Source organism: Porticoccus litoralis (assembly GCF_030676955.1).
GTDB lineage: Bacteria > Pseudomonadota > Gammaproteobacteria > Pseudomonadales > Porticoccaceae > Porticoccus > Porticoccus litoralis.
Genome location: NZ_JAUUUU010000005.1, coordinates 15792 through 32892, shown reverse-complemented (window position 1 = coordinate 32892; position 17101 = coordinate 15792). Strand labels below are relative to the sequence as shown.

At 52.9% G+C, this 17101-nt stretch carries 14 protein-coding genes; 13 read left to right on the top strand and 1 reads right to left on the bottom strand.

The features are described 5' to 3' along the window. Positions 1–17: 17 nt before the first annotated feature. From Q8A57_RS09170 to Q8A57_RS09130, 9 genes are all read left to right on the top strand, one after another. Complete coding sequence (locus Q8A57_RS09170) at positions 18–635, top strand: dUTP diphosphatase (RefSeq protein WP_305170919.1); 618 nt, start codon at positions 18–20, stop codon at positions 633–635. A 105-nt stretch (positions 636–740) separates the two neighbouring features. Continuing rightward, positions 741–1655 (top strand): tRNA 2-thiocytidine(32) synthetase TtcA, encoded by a 915-nt coding sequence (gene ttcA / locus Q8A57_RS09165; protein WP_305170804.1) that lies wholly within the window; start codon positions 741–743, stop codon positions 1653–1655. Positions 1656–1763: 108 nt separating this feature from the next. Then, a complete protein-coding gene (dnaX, locus tag Q8A57_RS09160; protein ID WP_305170803.1) occupies positions 1764–4007 on the top strand; it encodes a DNA polymerase III subunit gamma/tau in 2244 nt (747 codons plus the stop codon). Positions 4008–4024: 17 nt separating this feature from the next. Continuing rightward, the gene (locus Q8A57_RS09155) at positions 4025–4342 is read left to right on the top strand and encodes a YbaB/EbfC family nucleoid-associated protein (RefSeq protein ID WP_305170802.1); all 318 of its coding nucleotides are present in this window, start codon (positions 4025–4027) and stop codon (positions 4340–4342) included. 12 nt (positions 4343–4354) lie between these two features. Continuing rightward, the gene (gene recR / locus Q8A57_RS09150) at positions 4355–4948 is read left to right on the top strand and encodes a recombination mediator RecR (RefSeq protein WP_305170801.1); all 594 of its coding nucleotides are present in this window, start codon (positions 4355–4357) and stop codon (positions 4946–4948) included. Between the two features lie 42 nt (positions 4949–4990). After that, positions 4991–6133, top strand: coding sequence for a ribonuclease D (gene rnd, locus Q8A57_RS09145; RefSeq protein WP_305170800.1), 1143 nt, complete (start codon positions 4991–4993; stop codon positions 6131–6133). Positions 6134–6146: 13 nt separating this feature from the next. Next, positions 6147–6431: a YcgL domain-containing protein gene (locus Q8A57_RS09140; protein WP_305170799.1), complete on the top strand. Its 285-nt coding sequence runs from the start codon at positions 6147–6149 to the stop codon at positions 6429–6431. Positions 6432–6441: 10 nt separating this feature from the next. Then, positions 6442–6879, top strand: coding sequence for a YcgN family cysteine cluster protein (locus Q8A57_RS09135; RefSeq protein WP_305170798.1), 438 nt, complete (start codon positions 6442–6444; stop codon positions 6877–6879). 154 nt (positions 6880–7033) lie between these two features. Continuing rightward, positions 7034–7426 carry a hypothetical protein gene (locus Q8A57_RS09130; protein WP_305170797.1) on the top strand — a complete coding sequence of 131 codons (393 nt, stop codon included), beginning with the start codon at positions 7034–7036 and terminating at the stop codon, positions 7424–7426. Between the two features lie 151 nt (positions 7427–7577). Here Q8A57_RS09130 and Q8A57_RS09125 read toward each other — a convergent pair whose 3' ends face one another. Beyond that, positions 7578–9107: a peptide MFS transporter gene (locus Q8A57_RS09125; RefSeq protein ID WP_305170796.1), complete on the bottom strand. Its 1530-nt coding sequence runs from the start codon at positions 9105–9107 to the stop codon at positions 7578–7580. 95 nt (positions 9108–9202) lie between these two features. Here Q8A57_RS09125 and Q8A57_RS09120 point away from each other — a divergent pair, with 95 nt between their 5' ends. From Q8A57_RS09120 to hrpA, 4 genes are all read left to right on the top strand, one after another. After that, positions 9203–10048 (top strand): AAA family ATPase, encoded by an 846-nt coding sequence (locus tag Q8A57_RS09120; protein WP_305170795.1) that lies wholly within the window; start codon positions 9203–9205, stop codon positions 10046–10048. An 18-nt stretch (positions 10049–10066) separates the two neighbouring features. Further along, positions 10067–11245, top strand: coding sequence for a vWA domain-containing protein (locus Q8A57_RS09115; RefSeq protein ID WP_305170794.1), 1179 nt, complete (start codon positions 10067–10069; stop codon positions 11243–11245). A gap of 133 nt (positions 11246–11378) precedes the next feature. Continuing rightward, positions 11379–13061 carry an AMP-binding protein gene (locus Q8A57_RS09110; RefSeq protein ID WP_305170793.1) on the top strand — a complete coding sequence of 561 codons (1683 nt, stop codon included), beginning with the start codon at positions 11379–11381 and terminating at the stop codon, positions 13059–13061. Between the two features lie 61 nt (positions 13062–13122). Continuing rightward, positions 13123–17007, top strand: a complete 3885-nt coding sequence (hrpA, locus tag Q8A57_RS09105) for an ATP-dependent RNA helicase HrpA (RefSeq protein ID WP_305170792.1) — start codon at positions 13123–13125, stop codon at positions 17005–17007. Positions 17008–17101: the final 94 nt, after the last annotated feature.

Below are 17101 nucleotides of genomic sequence, written 5' to 3'. Positions count from 1 at the left end.
ATGAGAAAGCCGCTCTGATGAAACAACAAATTCTGGCGATGCTTGAGCTACAAGATGCCATGAACAGCAAGGTCAACAGTAATTGGGTTGAGCAAAACTTTGCCTGGTATCGGGCGATCTGGGTGGAGTGTGCAGAACTGCTCGACCACTATGGCTGGAAATGGTGGAAAAAGCAGACGCCGGATGCGGACCAGGTGAAGCTGGAGCTGGTGGATATCTGGCATTTCGGTTTGAGTATTCTGTTACTGGATTCCGATGGGCATGAGTCTATTGCCGGACAAGTAGCGGAGGGCTTCTCACGCGCGGCCCCATCCGGTGATTTCCGGGAAGACCTGGAGGCCTTTACGCTGTATACCCTGCAAACCCGTAAATTTGATGTGCCAGGATTCGCGACACTGATGGACGGCATTGACCTGAGTTTTGACGAACTCTATACCCGCTATGTGGGCAAAAATGTGCTGAATTTCTTTCGTCAGGATCATGGCTACCAGGATGGCACCTACAGAAAGCACTGGGGCGGGAAGGAAGACAATGAGCACCTCGTAGAGGCGGTGTCAGAATTGGACCACAGCCGTGCTGATTTCAAGGATCAGCTCTACAGTGCCCTCAAGGCACGTTACACGCAGAGTGCCTGAGCGCTGTAACGGTTTGGGATTGGGCCAGAAAACTATACAATGGCCCGCCTTAACGCCCACAACTGTTTTCTCAACTTCGCTCCAGTAGCAACGTAATGATGTGCCATGACAGAGTTTGATACCCGCAAAGAACGACTGGAATTTAACAAGCTGCAAAAACGCCTGCGTCGCAATGTTGGCAGCGCCATTGCCGACTACAACATGATTGAAGACGGCGACAAAATCATGGTCTGTCTGTCCGGTGGCAAGGATTCCTACTGCATGTTGGATATTTTGCTCAACCTGCAGAAGACGGCACCGGTATCATTTGAAATAGTGGCGGTTAATCTGGATCAAAAGCAGCCCGGTTTTCCCCCGGAGGTACTGCCTGCCTATCTGTCTGGCCTCGGTGTGCCGTTCCACATTCTGGAAAAGGACACCTACAGTGTCGTCACCGAACTGGTTCCGGAAGGCAAAACCTATTGCGGACTCTGCTCAAGACTGCGCCGTGGCACATTGTACGGTTTTGCCCAGCAAATCGGCGCGACCAAGATCGCTCTGGGTCACCACCGGGATGACATTATCGAAACGCTGTTTCTCAATATGTTTTATGGCGGCAAGTTGAAGGCTATGCCGCCGAAACTGCTTAGTGACGACAAGCAGAACGTCGTCATTCGCCCGCTGGCTTACTGCAAGGAAGAAGACCTGGAAGCCTATGCCGGTTTGAAAGAATTTCCGATTATTCCCTGTAATCTCTGTGGCTCCCAAGACAATCTGCAACGTCAGGTCATCAAGGAGATGCTGCAGGGCTGGGAGAAACAGCATCCGGGTCGCCTGGAAACCATCTTTGCTGCGATCAAAAGCGTCGCCCCCTCACAATTGGCAGATACTGATCTTTTTGACTTCGCCAGTTTGCAGATTGAGCGGCCATCGCGAATCAGAATGGTCAACCTGTGGGATGGTGAAACCGGTGGTGACAAGGATAGTGTCAGTATGCCGGACAGCAGCCCTTCGGATGATATGGTTAGGGAATCTGCCTGATGGTCTTCCTGTGCCATTGATGGGTATTTGTCAGGAACTATTCGTTGCCTTTCGAAGCCAATCCGTTGCCCCTATAATGGCTTTTTTCCCTCTGCTGGATACGAATTCATGAGTTATCAGGTGCTGGCCCGAAAATGGCGGCCTCGCAATTTCAGCGAGATGGTCGGGCAGGAGCATGTGCTGCGGGCACTGGTCAACGCACTGGATAACAACCGCCTGCACCATGCCTATCTATTCACCGGTACCCGAGGTGTCGGTAAAACCACTATTGCCCGCATTCTGGCCAAGTGCCTTAACTGCGAGCAGGATGTAAGTTCCGAGCCCTGTGGCACTTGTAGCGCTTGTGTTTCCATTGGAGAAGGTCGGTTTGTTGACCTGATTGAAGTGGATGCTGCTTCCCGGACCAAGGTCGAGGACACTCGTGAGTTGCTGGAAAATGTGCAGTACGCACCCACTGTTGGACGTTATAAAGTCTATCTGATTGACGAAGTTCACATGCTCTCCGGGCACAGCTTTAATGCGCTGCTAAAAACCCTTGAAGAACCGCCGCCCCATGTGAAGTTTCTGCTGGCGACTACTGACCCCCAAAAACTGCCTGTCACTATTCTGTCGCGCTGCCTGCAATTTAACCTGAAAAACCTGAGCCCGGAACGTATCGTCGAGCATTTGCAGTTTGTGTTGGGTGAAGAGCAGGTTCCTAACGAGGAAGCCGCTTTGTGGGCTTTGGCCCGTGCTGCAGATGGCAGTATGCGTGATGCACTAAGCCTGACGGACCAGGCTATTTCCCACGGCGCGGGAACAATCACAGAATCTGAAGTCAACAACATGTTGGGCAGTATTGACCTGAGCGCAATCGCCGATATTGCTAGGGCACTGGCCAATGGCGATGGTACGGAAGTGCTGGCTGTTGTCGACCGTATGGCTGAACACGCCCCGGACTATGGGGCCGCACTCGGGGATTTGTTGTCCGTATGGCATCGGGTGGCCATCGCCCAGACAGTACCGGATGCGCTGGATAACCGCCATGGTGACTACCAGTTGGTGCAGGAGCTGGCGAAAGCCATGAGCGCCGAAGATGTGCAGTTGTTTTACCAGATTGCCTTGCTGGGTCGCAGGGATTTGCCTCTGGCGCCAGACCCGCGTTTGGGTTTTGAAATGGCGCTGCTGCGAACACTGGCTTTCCGCCCGGTGGCTGGGTCTGGTCCTAACCCGCCATCTGTTTCATCTGCTGCCCCTTCCCGGATCGATGCAGGGGAGGATTTGGCCCCCGTAAAAAAGCCTGAACCTGAAGCCCCGGTGGACAACAAGAGCCACCGGGCTGCTGCCATCGTTGAAGCCCTGGGGGTTAATCAGGAATCGACTCCTGAGAAAGTTATTGCCATTACCCCTCCTGCTGACGAGCCTGCATCTTCCGTTATCGAAGAGCCTATCGCCAGGGAAGAGCCTTCAAATATAGAGCCCCTGGTTGATGGAGAGCCCTCAGCGGATAAAGAGCCTTCAGCGGATAAAGAGCCTTCAGCGAATAAAGAGCCCTCAGCGGATAAAGAGCCCTCAGCCGATAAAGAGCCCTTAGCTAATAAAACGCCTGCAGCTGAACAATCAATAGTCGTCCCAAAAAGTCTGGTTGACGGAAATGCACCTTCTGTAAGGGGCGAGGTAGCAACCTCACAGTCACCGGTTTGCGATACCGAACTCCAGTCAAATAACCCTTTGTTCGAAGCGGATGTGACTGAAGAAGCATCCGATGCAGATCTCGAATATTATGAATCCATTGCCGGATCAGGGTCTGGTGAGGGTGAACACTCTCTGGTATCAACGGAAACTCTTCATGCCTTCTCCCGTGCGGCACATGCTCAGCAGTCGGTCACTACAGCAGATATCTCAGAAGCAGACTCCGCAACTAGGGAGACCCATGAAGCACGCCACGGCAACGATGGGGCTGCTGCGGCCAGATTGCCTTTGGAGAAAGTAAAGCCGTCTGATTGGCTGGATATTTACCAGGCACTTCAAATAGGTGGCTTGCTCCAAAACACGGCGGCAAATCTGACACTGGTTGAGGTCTCGGATGCCGTACTTCATTTTGTGCTGGATATTGACCATGCATCTCTTTATGAAGAAGGTCATCAGCAACGTTTGGCCGGCATTCTGGACAGTTATTTCAATGTACCGGTTTCTGTTGTCATAGAAGTGGGTGTGGTCAGTTCTGAAACACCGCAGGCGTATCTGGAGCGGCTGCGACAGGAGCGTCAGCAGGATGCTGTGAACAGCCTGAAACAGGACCCGCATGTGCGTCGAATTACCGACATGTTCAATGGCGTGTTACTAGAAAATACAATTAAACCTTTAGATTAAATATTTAAGGTAATTTAATGAATATTAACGATTTAATGAAGCAAGCTCAGCAGATGCAGGAAAAAATGCAAAAGATGCAGGCTGAGGCGGCAAAGGCCGAAGTAACGGGTGAATCCGGTGCTGGCATGGTGAAGGTGGTAATGAATGGCCGCCACGATGTACGCAAAGTCACTATTGATCCCGGTGTGTTGTCAGAGGACAAGGAATTTCTTGAAGACCTCCTGGCGGCGGCGGTCAATGATGCCGTGCGCAAGGTGGAGGAAACGCAGCGCCAACAGATGGAAAAACTCACAGGTGGCATGCAAATGCCACCCGGTTTTCAAATGCCTTTTTAAGTGTGACAGTCTGTGTATAGCCCTCTGATTGATGAACTGATTGATGCCCTGCGATGCCTTCCCGGCGTTGGGCCAAAGTCTGCGCAACGCATGGCGCTGCAATTGCTGGAGCGAGACCGCAAGGGTGCGGCCCGCCTGGTACAGGCACTGAATGAGGCGGTAGAACATGTTGGCCGTTGCCAGCTGTGCCGTACACTGACTGAGAGCGAATACTGTGAAATCTGCGCTAATCCCCGGCGGGACAACCAGCAATTGTGTGTGGTTGAAACTCCCGCAGATCTGTTCGCCATTGAACAGAGCAATACCTACCGGGGGCGCTATTTTGTGCTGTTAGGGCACCTGTCACCGATCGATGGTATCGGTCCGGAAGCCATTGGTGTGGATCAGTTGATGAATAGACTTGTAGAAGAGAATGTCAGTGAGTTGATTCTCGCCACTAATCTCACGGTTGAAGGTGAGACCACCGCACATTACATCAGCGAGCGGGCGCGTCAGCTAAATGTGATTGTCAGCCGAATTGCCCATGGTGTGCCCATGGGTGGTGAGCTGGAGTACGTGGATGGTGGTACCCTGGCCCATGCATTTTCAAGTCGCAAGCAGCTGTAGGTTTATGCGGTTGTTTTTACCAGTCCTTCAGACGAGGTTTTCATGACGGAACAGGCCGCAGCCCCAATTCTTGTTGCTGACCAACAGGCACTTGGCAAATGTATTGCTGAATTGAACAGTTGCCCTGCGCTGGCGGTAGATACCGAGTTTATGCGTACGGATACGTTTTACCCGATTCTGGGGTTGATCCAGATCTACGACGGCAATCATTGCTGGCTGATTGACCCCGTTGCCATTGATAATTTGCAGCCCTTGGCGGAAGTATTCACCAATGATGCCATTACCAAGGTATTTCACTCCTGCTCGGAAGACCTTGAGGTGTTACAACATGTGATGGGGTGTTTGCCTTTGCCGCTGTTTGATACCCAGATTGCGGCGGCGTTGGCTGGCTATGGGTTTTCGCGGGGCTATGCGGCCCTGGTTGCAGACATGCTGGATGTTCACGTGCCCAAGGATGAAACCCGTTCTGACTGGCTGCAACGCCCGTTAACCGAAGCGCAACTGGGGTACGCAGCCTCGGATGTTTACCACCTGTTACCGGTCTACCAGCAGTTGCTGCTCGATCTCGACCGCTTGGAAAGAAGAGACTGGATCGCGGAGGAAATGCGGGATCTGGTGGCGCGTGCCAACAGCCGGGATGATGGCAGTGAATACTACCGCAAGGTCAAAGGGGCCTGGCGCCTGTCACAACAAGCCCTGGTGGCCTTGCAGCAACTATGTCTGTGGCGTGAAAACGAAGCTCGCCGTCGAAACCGCCCCCGTAACCGTGTGATTCCTGACCGAGTCTTACTGGAGATTGCCTCCAGTACGCCCAAAAATAAGGCGGCGCTGGCAGACATTGAAGGTATGCACCCCGGCCTGATCAGGCGTTATGGCGACCTGCTGCTGGATATGCTGAAAACGGCGGAGCAAAATGTGTCCGAAGCACCACTGAAGCCGCTTGATGCTCCTCTGCCCAAAGAGGCCCGGGACATTGGCAAGGCCTTGAAAGCTGTGGTGACAGATCGTGCTGAATCCTACCAGTTGCCCGTGGAGATGCTGGCCAGGAAACGCGACATTGAACAGCTGGTCCGCTCACACTGTGATGACATGCCCACTGAACTTCCCGATTCCCTTGCCACCGGTTGGCGCCATCAGGTTGTGGGCGCTGCTCTGCTCAAAGCCATTTCTGAACAACCCGTGTGAGTGAATTTCGCCCATGTCCAAACAACTTTGCACGATCTATCGGAGCCCCAAAAAAGAGGGTATGTATCTTTACGTGGATAAACAGGATGACCTGAGCCGTGTTCCGGAGTCATTACTCCAGCGCTTTGGCAAGCCGGAGCTGGCAATGACGCTGGCGTTATCTGCAGACAGGAAGCTGGCCAGGGCTGATGTTGGCAAAGTTCTGGAGTCCATTGCCGATCAGGGGTACTACCTGCAAATGCCGCCGTCTCCAGAACAGTATTTGCAGGAAATGCGCAACAAGAACAGCAAGCTCTAATCTCTGCTTCATGGAAAATTTCTGGGAGATAAAGTCTCTATCTGAAATGACTCAAGAGGAGTGGGAGTCCCTTTGTGATGGCTGTGGTAAATGTTGCCTACACAAACTTGAAGATGAAGATACCGGTGATGTGTACTACACCGACGTCGCCTGCCAACTTCTGGATTTGCATGCTTGCCGCTGTACGGATTACGAAAACCGTCTTGCCCGAGTGCCCGACTGTCTGCAACTCACTACAGCGGATATCGGCCAATTCCACTGGCTGCCAAGCACCTGTGCATACCGATTATTATCGGAAGGAGAGTCATTGCCGACCTGGCACCATCTGGTTTCGGAGGATACTCATACAATCCACGATATGAACATGTCGATTCGCGGACGAGCTGTTTCAGAGACATCTGTGCAACCGACTGATATGGAAGAAAGAATTATTTATTGGGTCTTATAACCAAAGGCTTGTTCGTCGTGGTCTCTTACAACCCTTGGTAGTTTTCTGTGCCTGGTGTGTTACTATTTTGTCGGTTAAAAGTTTACGTCGTGCTGGTTGAAGAAAGTCCGCATGTCATTCTTTTGTAAAGGACTACTAAAGGAGGTTGATGATCATGTATTCGGACGAAAATTATCTTTGGGGCATAGTCGCTTATTATCTGGGTTGCCTTCTGGTTTTGCTGTTTCTGGTGCGCTTCAAGGATCTGTTGCCAGGTCGGCATTTTCGCAACCAGCTTATCCTCTTTGTTGCCGCTCTTATTCTGGTTCCAATCAAAGCCTATCCCGATACAGGTTACCTGGCACCCGCCTGGTTTGTCAGCCTTTATGAAGGGCTCACAGGGCCGGACGACGTGGGTTTTTTGCGAGGAGCAAAGCCGATTATTACCTGTTATCTGGTGGCCGTAGCGTGCTATGTGCTGGCTATATTGCTCGGGGTCTTCAAGCGCCCTGATGCCGGTCAGGAAGAAGAAGGGATGCTTAAAGGCGTTGAGCAGAGCAAAAGCTAGCAGCCTGTTGATAAACTATCTGGGTGGCCTTTGCGTTGTTAGCATGAAACCCAAAATGCGGCTTCACGCCTTGTAGACTCAGCTTTTCTAGTCCCACTTATCCTGCATAACCAGCCTCAAAACGGCTTTCAACAGGTGGATAGAAGGCCGGTTACGATACTCCGTGCATATGTCGCTTCAGCAGCGGGCTGATAACCAGTAATAGAAAGCCGGCACCACAGCCCACAAACAGCAGGTCATTAAATAGCCCGGTGTAAGAAGACAATGCCTCCGCTGTGTTGAGCGTTTGCCCTGGCACGGAGTCCATATGAGCGAGTTTTGCAATCTGCACCGCGAGGAATTCTGAATACGCAGTGGCCAGAAACCAGGTGCCCATCATCAGTCCAACTACCTTAGAAACCGCCAGCTTGCTCACGGCGGAAAGGCCAACCGGTGACAGACACAGCTCGCCGGTGGTGTGGAGAAGGTAGGCCAGTACCAACCACAGTGCTGCCACTTTTCCGGTCTCGTCGGGAAAGTTGGCGCCAAGCACCAGCGCTCCAAAGCCAAGCCCAGCCTGGATAATACCAAGTGCAAACTTGACCGGTGTTGACGGTTCGAGATGGCGTTTGCCTAGCATCGTCCAGAGCACGGCAAAGAGCGGGGCGCAGAGCATGATAAATAGGGGGTTTAATGCCCCAAACTGAGATGCATTAAATGTGATGCCTAGCAGAGTGCGATCTACCACACGGTCGGCGTAGAGTGTCATGGAGGCTGCGGTTTGCTCAAAAAGCGCCCAGAACACCACCGATGCGAATGTCAGGACCATCAGAACGCACATACGACCCCGTTCCACGCTGTCGCAGCGGGCAATAATAAACCAGATCAGGCCTAGCACCACGGCAATGGCCAGTCCGTTAAGCGAGTATTGCACCCACTGATGGGCCTGTATCAGTTGCCAAAGGCCAACCAGGGCCAGCAGTGCGCCAAGGTAAATACACCACTCACGATTGAAGCCGGGCAACACCGGTTGTTTTAACAGTTCGGGGTGTGTCGGCTCTGCCAGGCCCTGCAGGTGGCGCTGGCCGAAAAAGAAAATCACCAGACCGATAACCATGCCGACGCCTGCCGCACCGAAACCATAGTGCCATCCCAGGGTTTCCCCGAGGTAACCGCACAGCAGGGTGGCACTGAAGGCGCCGATATTAATGCCCATATAAAAAATGGTATAGCCGCTGTCGCGGCGCGAATCCTGCTCACCATAAAGACGACCGACGATGGTAGAAATGTTGGGCTTGAGAAAACCGACGCCTACGATGATGAGCGATAGGGAAAAATAGAAAATCTGCAAGGCCGCCTGATCGCGAACAATATCCCCGTTCACCCTGATTGCCTGAGTCCCCTCAACGGCCATACCGAGGTGTCCCAGGGTCAGCAGGCAGCCACCGAAAATCACGGCCTTTCGCATGCCGAGGTAACGATCCGCCAGTAATCCGCCGATCACCGGCATGGCGTAGACCAACGCGGCATAACTGCCGAGCACATCCAGCCCCATCGCATCGCTGAACAGGTGATACTTGGTGAGGTACAGCAATAGCAGATATTTCATGCCGTAGAATGAAAAACGTTCCCACATTTCCGTGGCAAAACAGACGTAGAGCCCCTTGGGATGTCCAAGCCATTCTTGGTGTTGTCTAGTCAAACTGACTCTCCAGAACGCGATCGTTGTTTAGGTCGTTTGCTGTACCTGCTGCTGGCGCTAGAATGGCCAAATGCATTTATTGAATAGGTCCGATTATGAAGTTTTCCGGTACTGATCGCTATGTCGCCACCGATGACCTGCAAATGGCAGTGAATGCGGCTGTCACCCTGAAACGACCACTCCTGATTAAAGGCGAGCCGGGCACTGGTAAAACCATGCTCGCTGAGGAAGTGGCGGCAGCTCTGGGGTGGCAATTGATTCCGTGGCATATCAAGTCCACGACCAAAGCACAGCAAGGGCTCTATGAGTACGATGCTGTATCCAGATTGCGGGATTCACAGCTGGGCCAGGACCGGGTGCATGACATTGCCAACTACATCAAGCCCGGTAAGCTATGGCAGGCGTTTGTCGCTGATGAGCCGGTGGTGCTTCTGATTGATGAAATAGACAAGGCTGATATCGAGTTTCCCAACGATCTGTTGCTGGAGCTGGATCGTATGGAGTTCCATGTCTACGAGACCGGTGAGACCATCCGGGCAAAGCAACGACCACTGGTGATCATCACCAGCAACAATGAAAAAGAATTACCAGATGCCTTTTTGCGCCGCTGCTTTTTCCACTTCATCAAATTCCCGGAGCGGGAGACCATGGAGCAGATTGTGGCGGTGCATTTTCCCGATATTCAGAAAACCCTGGTGCAAGAGGCGCTGGATATCTTTTTTGAAGTGCGTCAGGTGCCCGGTTTAAAGAAAAAACCTTCGACGTCCGAGCTGATTGACTGGTTGAAGTTGCTGCTGTCAGACAAGATTCCCGATCACCTGCTGGCGGAACGAGACCCCAGTAAAGTGATCCCGCCGCTCTACGGTGCCCTGTTAAAAAACGAACAGGACGTGCATCTGCTGGAAAAACTAGCCTTTATGTCGCGCAGAGAGAGCCGGTAATCCGCCGGCACAGAACCCATGTTGCTCAACTTCTATCAGAGTATACGGCAGGCGCAGATTCCCGTTTCCATCAAGGAATATCTTGTGTTGCTGGAGGCTTTGCAACAGCGATTAGCCTTTGCGGACATGGATGATTTCTACCTCCTGGCAAGAACCTGCCTGATCAAGGACGAAAAATACTACGATCGCTACGACCGGGCTTTTGCTGCCTACCTTCATCAACTATCTGACATTGAACAGTTAATTGATGCCCTGATTCCTGAAGAGTGGCTGCGCAAAGAGTTTGCCAGGCACCTGAGTGATGAGGAAAAAGCCAGAATCGAGAGTCTGGGCGGACTGGAGCAATTACTCGACACGTTCAAAAAGCGACTGGCTGAACAACAGAAGCGTCATGCCGGAGGCAGTCGCTGGGTTGGTACCGGTGGTACGTCTCCCTTCGGACACGGTGGCTTTCACCCCGAAGGCATTCGTGTCGGCGGGGAGAGTGAACAGCAACAGGGCGTCAAGGTCTGGGAGCAGCGGGCATTCCGCAATCTGGACGACTCAGTCGAGCTGGGAACGCGCAATATCAAACTGGCACTTCGACGCCTGCGTCAGTTTGCCCGTACCGGCGCAGCAGAAGAGTTGGCCCTGGACGACACGATAGACGCCACTGCCCGCAATGCTGGCTTGCTGGATATCAAGATGGTTCCGGAGCGCCACAATGCGGTCAAAGTCCTGATGTTCTTTGATGTCGGAGGCTCCATGGATCCCCATGTCAAAGTGTGCGAAGAGCTGTTCTCTGCTGTAAAAAGTGAGTTCAAGCACCTGGAGTACTACTACTTTCACAATTTCCTCTACGACTATGTCTGGCGTGACAATCACCGCAGGAAAATTGACAAAACGCCCACCATGGAGCTGCTGCATACCTACAGCCGTGACTACAAGGTGATCTTTGTGGGTGATGCCACCATGTCGCCCTACGAGGTGAGTGCACCGGGCGGCAGCGCGGAGTACTACAATCAGGAAGCCGGAGCCGTCTGGATGCAGCGTATCATGGATAATTATGACCGCTTTATCTGGCTGAACCCGGTGCGTACTGATTACTGGCAGTACACACCTTCTATCAAATTGATTCAGCAATTGATGGGCCCAGAGCGCATGTTTCCCATGACTTTGGCCGGGCTGGAAAAAGGCATGACTGCACTGACCCGCTGACAACCAGCGGATACGATGTGGGTAGGCGGGAATTCTGTACCTGGACCGCACGTTTCGATAGCATTGCCGGAAAACGGGCGCTAAGACAGGCCAGCCATAATAACCATAATATCGACAGAGCAGGGGAGCGGTAATGTCTGAAATCGACACGAAAATGGAAGTGATGGAGGCTGTCCGCAACTCTTGGGACCACTATGGTATTCCCCACGACTTGCCACCCAGTGAGATGCATAACCTGTTGGATATCCTCGCTGAAACAGTCAGAAATTATGGCAGCCAACCTGCTGTCACCTCTCTGGGGGGAACGCTGACCTATGCCGAGCTGGACAGGCAGTCCAGTGCATTTGCCAGCTACCTGCAACAGCATACCGGCTTGAAGCACGGTGACCGCATTGCCATTCAGATGCCGAGCCTGATCCAGTACCTTGTGGTCACCTACGGTGCTTTCAAGGCGGGGATGGTCATCGTCAACGTCAACCCGATGTACACAGCCACCGAACTGGAGTATCAGTTCAACCACGCGGATGTAAAGGCTGTGGTGGTTTTTGACAAGTTTTTGGACCATACACTGGCGGTAAAAGACAAAACGCCCCTGCAAACGGTTATTTCCACCTCCCCCTTTGATCTGCACTCGCCCCTGAAGCGAGTGGTGATGTCAGTGCTGATGAAATTGCTTGGCAAGGCTAGTTCTTCTGCCGGTTCAATTTCTCTTCTGGAAGCACTAAAGAAGGGTAGTGAACAACCTCATCAGGAGGTCGCTTTGGATGGTGATGACCTGGCGGTTCTTCAGTACACCGGTGGCACCACGGGCGTCTCAAAGCCGGCCATGCTCAGTCACAGCAATATGGTCAGCGTGACACGGCAATCTGCCATGGTTTTGGAAAGCTGTAGCATTGATCGGGGTGTGGAACGCTTTGTGTCGCCTCTGCCGCTCTACCATATCTATGCGTTTGCCGTGGTCATCACGGTAGGTGTGCATTTAGGTGTGCACAGCCAGTTAATCCCAGATCCACGCAATATCAAGGCGTTTGTAAAATTGCTGCGCCAGTGGCCAGCATCGGTATTTATCGGGCTAAACACGCTTTTTGTCGCGTTGATGAAAGACCCGGATTTTGGCCGTATCGATTTCTCTACCCTGAAATTCACCATATCCGGAGGGTCAGCGCTGGCGACCGGCACCAGCAACGACTGGTTTGACAAAACTGGTTGCCAGATCAGTGAAGCCTACGGTTTAACGGAGGCGTCGCCCGTGGTTTCTCTCACTCCTTCACCCGGTGGCAAGCAGGGGGCGGTGGGCATTGCTCTGCCCGGGACGGAAATAAGGATTGCCGATGACGATGGCAATCCACTGGCTGTGAATGAGCATGGTGAGTTGTGGGTGAGGGGGCCACAGGTGATGCAGGGTTACCTGCATTTCCCGGAAGAAACCGCCAAAACCGTGACGGCAGATGGTTGGCTGAAAACCGGGGATATCGCCTCAGTGGATGAAGATGGTTTCCTGCGTATTCATGATCGAATGAAGGATATGATTATTGTCTCGGGCTTCAACGTCTACCCTAATGAGATTGAAGGTGTGGTTTCCCGTCACCCGGATGTGACCTACTGTGCTGCGGTAGGTGTGCCTGACGAGCACTCTGGTGAGGCGGTCAAACTCTATGTGGTCAGTGCCAATCCGGGACTGACCGAAAAAGACATCCGCGATTTCTGTGCCGAGCAGTTAGCCCGTTACAAACTGCCCAAGTACGTTGAATTCCGTGATGAATTGCCGTTGTCCAATGTGGGTAAGGTATTGCGTCGGGAACTGCGCGATAATTGATGCCCACATTCATAGGGCCGGGTTCAACCTGGCCCGTCAGGTTTCTGATTAGTTGTCTTGAATGAACAATGAACTTCAACAATGGCGGGACAGGATTGCCGATTGTCTCGCAACGGATCGCTATCGTCTGGAACGCCTGTTGGAAAAAATCAGCCAACGTGCGGGGCAGGGCAAACCGTTTGATCGCGATCTGCAACAGTTCACTGCGCTACTGGAGCAGTCCGATGCCAGCCTGAAGGCCCGTAAAGCCAGCGTGCCGGCAATAAGCTACCCTGAAGAGCTGCCCATCGCTGGGCGTCGGGATGATATCCGCGACGCCATTGAAAATCACCAGGTGGTGGTGATCGCCGGGGAGACCGGATCCGGTAAGACTACCCAGTTGCCGAAAATCTGCCTGGAGTTGGGGAGGGGTGTGTCAGGCATGATTGGTCATACCCAACCACGGCGCATCGCCGCACGCACAGTGGCCAATCGTATTGCCGAAGAGCTGGGTCAGCCACTGGGGGAAACCATTGGCTACCAGGTACGCTTCAATGAACAGAGCAGCGAAAATACCCTGGTCAAATTGATGACTGACGGCATCCTGCTGGCGGAAATTCAGCACGACCGGTACCTGAATCGCTATGACACCCTGATTATCGACGAGGCCCATGAACGCAGCCTAAACATCGATTTCCTGCTCGGCTATCTCAAGAAAATACTGCCACAACGTCCGGACCTGAAGCTGATCATTACCTCCGCTACCATTGATGTAGAACGGTTTTCGCAACATTTTGATCAGGCTCCCGTGATTGAAGTTTCGGGCCGAACCTATCCGGTTGAAGTGGAATATCGCCCGGCTGAAGAGGATCGTGACCTGTCTCAGCAGGTACTCGACAGTGTGGAAGAGATTCTCAGCCTGCCCAAGCGTGGGGATATCCTCGTGTTTCACAGCGGTGAGCGGGAAATACGTGAAACCGCTAACGTGCTTCGCAAGGCCCAGCTGCCGAACCTTGAAGTCGTGCCTCTCTATGCCCGCTTGAGCCTGGCGGAACAGAATCGGGTATTTCAGCCACACCGAGGTGTGCGGGTGGTACTCGCTACCAACGTGGCCGAAACATCGCTGACAGTCCCCGGTATCCGCTATGTCATTGATCCTGGCACCGCGCGTATCAGCCGTTACAGCTATCGCACCAAAGTGCAGCGTTTGCCCATTGAGGCGGTTTCACAGGCCAGTGCCAACCAGCGCAAAGGCCGCTGCGGTAGGATCAGCGAGGGTGTCTGTTTTCGTCTGTATTCTGAGGAGGACTTCAACAGCCGACCCGAGTTTACCGATCCCGAGATAGTGCGCACCAATCTGGCATCGGTCATTTTGCAGATGTTGCAGATGCGCATTGGTGATATCCGTGACTTTCCCTTTGTCGATGCCCCGGATCAGCGGTTGATCAACGACGGCTTCAGCCTGTTGCAGGAGTTGCAGGCGGTTAACCGCCGCGGTGAATTAACTCGTATCGGGCGGCAGCTTTCAAGGCTGCCAGCAGATCCGCGTCTGGGTCGGATGCTTGTTGCTGCCGCTCAGGAGGGCGCCCTCAAGGAGGTGTTGATTATCGTGTCAGCGTTGAGTGTGCAGGACCCGAGGGAACGGCCTGCCGACAAACAGCAGGCCGCGGATGAAAAACACCGTCAGTGGCAGGATAAGGATTCCGACTTCGTGGCGTATCTCAACCTCTGGAATCACATGGAGGAGCAGCGCCAGGCACTGGGGCGCAACCAATTCGACAAATACTGCCGACAACAGTTTGTGTCACCACTGAGAATGCGCGAGTGGCGCGATTTGCATCATCAGTTACACGGCTATTGTCGGGAATTGAAGTTGCCTGAAAATCGTCAACCAGCCGATTACGCAGCCGTGCACCGGGCACTGCTTACGGGGTTATTGGGCCAGATCGGATTTCGCCATGAAGAAAAGGAATTTATGGGGCCTCGCAACCGAAAATTTCACGTTTTTCCTGGTTCAGGGCTGTTTAAAAAACCACCGAAATGGCTGATGGCAGCGGAAATAATCGAGACCTCACGGCTATACAGTCACGTTAATGCGCGTATTGAGCCTGAGTGGCTATCAGAGCTGGCGGCTCACCTCGTCAAGAAACACTACAGTGAACCGCACTACAGCGCACGTAGTGGCCAGGTGATGGCCTATCAGCGCCAGACATTGTATGGCTTGCCCATTGTGGACCGGCAACCCTGTCAGTACAGCAAAATTGATCCATCAGCCTGTCACGAGCTGTTTCTGCGCGCGGCGCTGGTCGAGGGCGAATATCGGGGTAAGGGAGAGTTTTTTCGTCATAACAGGGCGCTTCAGGAAGACCTGGAAGAAATGGAGTCACGAACACGCCGTCGGGATATTCTGGTAGATGATGAGGTGATGTTTGAGTTCTACCGTCAGCGTGTTCCCAGTGATGTCTTGAACCTTGCTGGCTTTGAACACTGGCGCAAGAGCGCTGAAAAAGACGATCCAAAACTACTGTGGATGGATGAAGCGTTGCTGGCTCAGCGACAGCTTGAAGAGAACACTGGCGCACAGTTTCCCGATTATCTGGAGTGGCAGGGGACACGCTACCCATTGAGCTATCACTTTGAGCCGGGTCATGCCGAGGATGGTGTCAGTGTGACAATCCCAGTCAGTATTCTTCATCAGGTGCCTGCTGCGCGCCTTGAGTGGCTGGTTCCCGGAATGTTGCGGGATAAATGCATTGCCCTCGTCAAAGGTTTGCCCAAATCACTACGGCGTCATTTTGTCCCGGTGCCGGACGTTGTCGACAAAGCATTAATCGAGATGAAACCTGCCAACGTTCCGCTAACAGAAGCCCTCGGGCATCAATTGAAGCGCCACACCGGGGTAGAAATTACACCTGAGCAGTGGCAGGCAGCGGTTTTGGACGATGTGTATCTGCTGAATGTGCGTCTGATTGACGAACAAGGAGAGTTGTTGACCAACGGCCGCGATATAAAACAACTCAAAGCGCAGTATCGGGGTAGGGTTTCTCATACGGTTGAGCAAGTTTCAGACAACGGTATTGAGCAGTCAGACCTGAATGGCTGGAATTTTGACAACCTGCCAGAAGTTTATGATATCCAACAGCAGGGTCTGACGATCCGTACCTATCCAGCCCTGGTTGCCAATGGTCAAAAGGTGGGCCTCAAGTTGCTGGACAACCCCGTCACGGCGCTGAATAGCACCCTCGATGGTATGGTCAGATTGTACCAGCTGAGCTATCCCCAGGGCGTGAAATACTTGCGAAAGGATCTGCTGAAAGGGCAGGACCTCAAGCTCAAGGCGGCACACTTGCCGGGCAGGGATGTGTTGGTGGCAGACTTGATTGATGCCGCCTACAAGAAAGTTCTGGTTGATGGTAGAGATGTGCCACGAACCCGTGCCGACTATGAACAACAGCTGGTTGCCGGTAAAGGCGAAATTGTCGCAGCGGCCAATGAGCTCGAGCAGATGCTGATTGGTTGGCTTCCGGCACTTTCTGATATCCATAAAGCAATCAAAAAACTGGGGTTGTCAGCTGTTCATTCAGTACCGGATATCAACCGCCAACTGGCGATGCTGTTTCAGCCGGGATTTCTCTATCGTGTACCCTATGACTGGCTGCAACAGTATCAACGGTACCTGAAAGCGTTGACGGTGAGGTTGGATAAACTACCGTCACAACCCGGCAAGGAGCGTGAATACGTATTGATGCTGGATAAACTCGCCAGCAAACTGGAAGGAGTTGATTCGCACTGGCAGGATTATTCCAGAGAGGTACAGGAGGGTATCTGGCAATACCGCTTTATGATCGAGGAATACCGGGTCTCTTTGTTTGCGCAGCAATTGAGGACACTGTTTCCTATTTCGGACAAGCGTATTCTGGCCCATTGGGCTACGTTGTCGCCGGGCCTGGCCGAAAGCCGTTCATAAGCTAAAAGCATAACCGCACATTTCCTTGAAACTTATTCTGTAACGCTCAGTCTGATTAGCTGTGTGGTCTGGATGATCACGCACCTCCCCCAAC

Bases quoted from the DNA above. Each gene is read 5' to 3' on its own strand.
- Q8A57_RS09170 (WP_305170919.1), top strand. From the start codon at position 18: ATGAAACAACAAATTCTGGCGATGCTTGAGCTACAAGATGCCATGAAC.
- ttcA (WP_305170804.1), top strand. From the start codon at position 741: ATGACAGAGTTTGATACCCGCAAAGAACGACTGGAATTTAACAAGCTG.
- dnaX (WP_305170803.1), top strand. From the start codon at position 1,764: ATGAGTTATCAGGTGCTGGCCCGAAAATGGCGGCCTCGCAATTTCAGC.
- Q8A57_RS09155 (WP_305170802.1), top strand. From the start codon at position 4,025: ATGAATATTAACGATTTAATGAAGCAAGCTCAGCAGATGCAGGAAAAA.
- rnd (WP_305170800.1), top strand. From the start codon at position 4,991: ATGACGGAACAGGCCGCAGCCCCAATTCTTGTTGCTGACCAACAGGCA.
- Q8A57_RS09140 (WP_305170799.1), top strand. From the start codon at position 6,147: ATGTCCAAACAACTTTGCACGATCTATCGGAGCCCCAAAAAAGAGGGT.
- Q8A57_RS09135 (WP_305170798.1), top strand. From the start codon at position 6,442: ATGGAAAATTTCTGGGAGATAAAGTCTCTATCTGAAATGACTCAAGAG.
- Q8A57_RS09130 (WP_305170797.1), top strand. From the start codon at position 7,034: ATGTATTCGGACGAAAATTATCTTTGGGGCATAGTCGCTTATTATCTG.
- Q8A57_RS09120 (WP_305170795.1), top strand. From the start codon at position 9,203: ATGAAGTTTTCCGGTACTGATCGCTATGTCGCCACCGATGACCTGCAA.
- Q8A57_RS09115 (WP_305170794.1), top strand. From the start codon at position 10,067: ATGTTGCTCAACTTCTATCAGAGTATACGGCAGGCGCAGATTCCCGTT.
- Q8A57_RS09110 (WP_305170793.1), top strand. From the start codon at position 11,379: ATGTCTGAAATCGACACGAAAATGGAAGTGATGGAGGCTGTCCGCAAC.
- hrpA (WP_305170792.1), top strand. From the start codon at position 13,123: ATGAACAATGAACTTCAACAATGGCGGGACAGGATTGCCGATTGTCTC.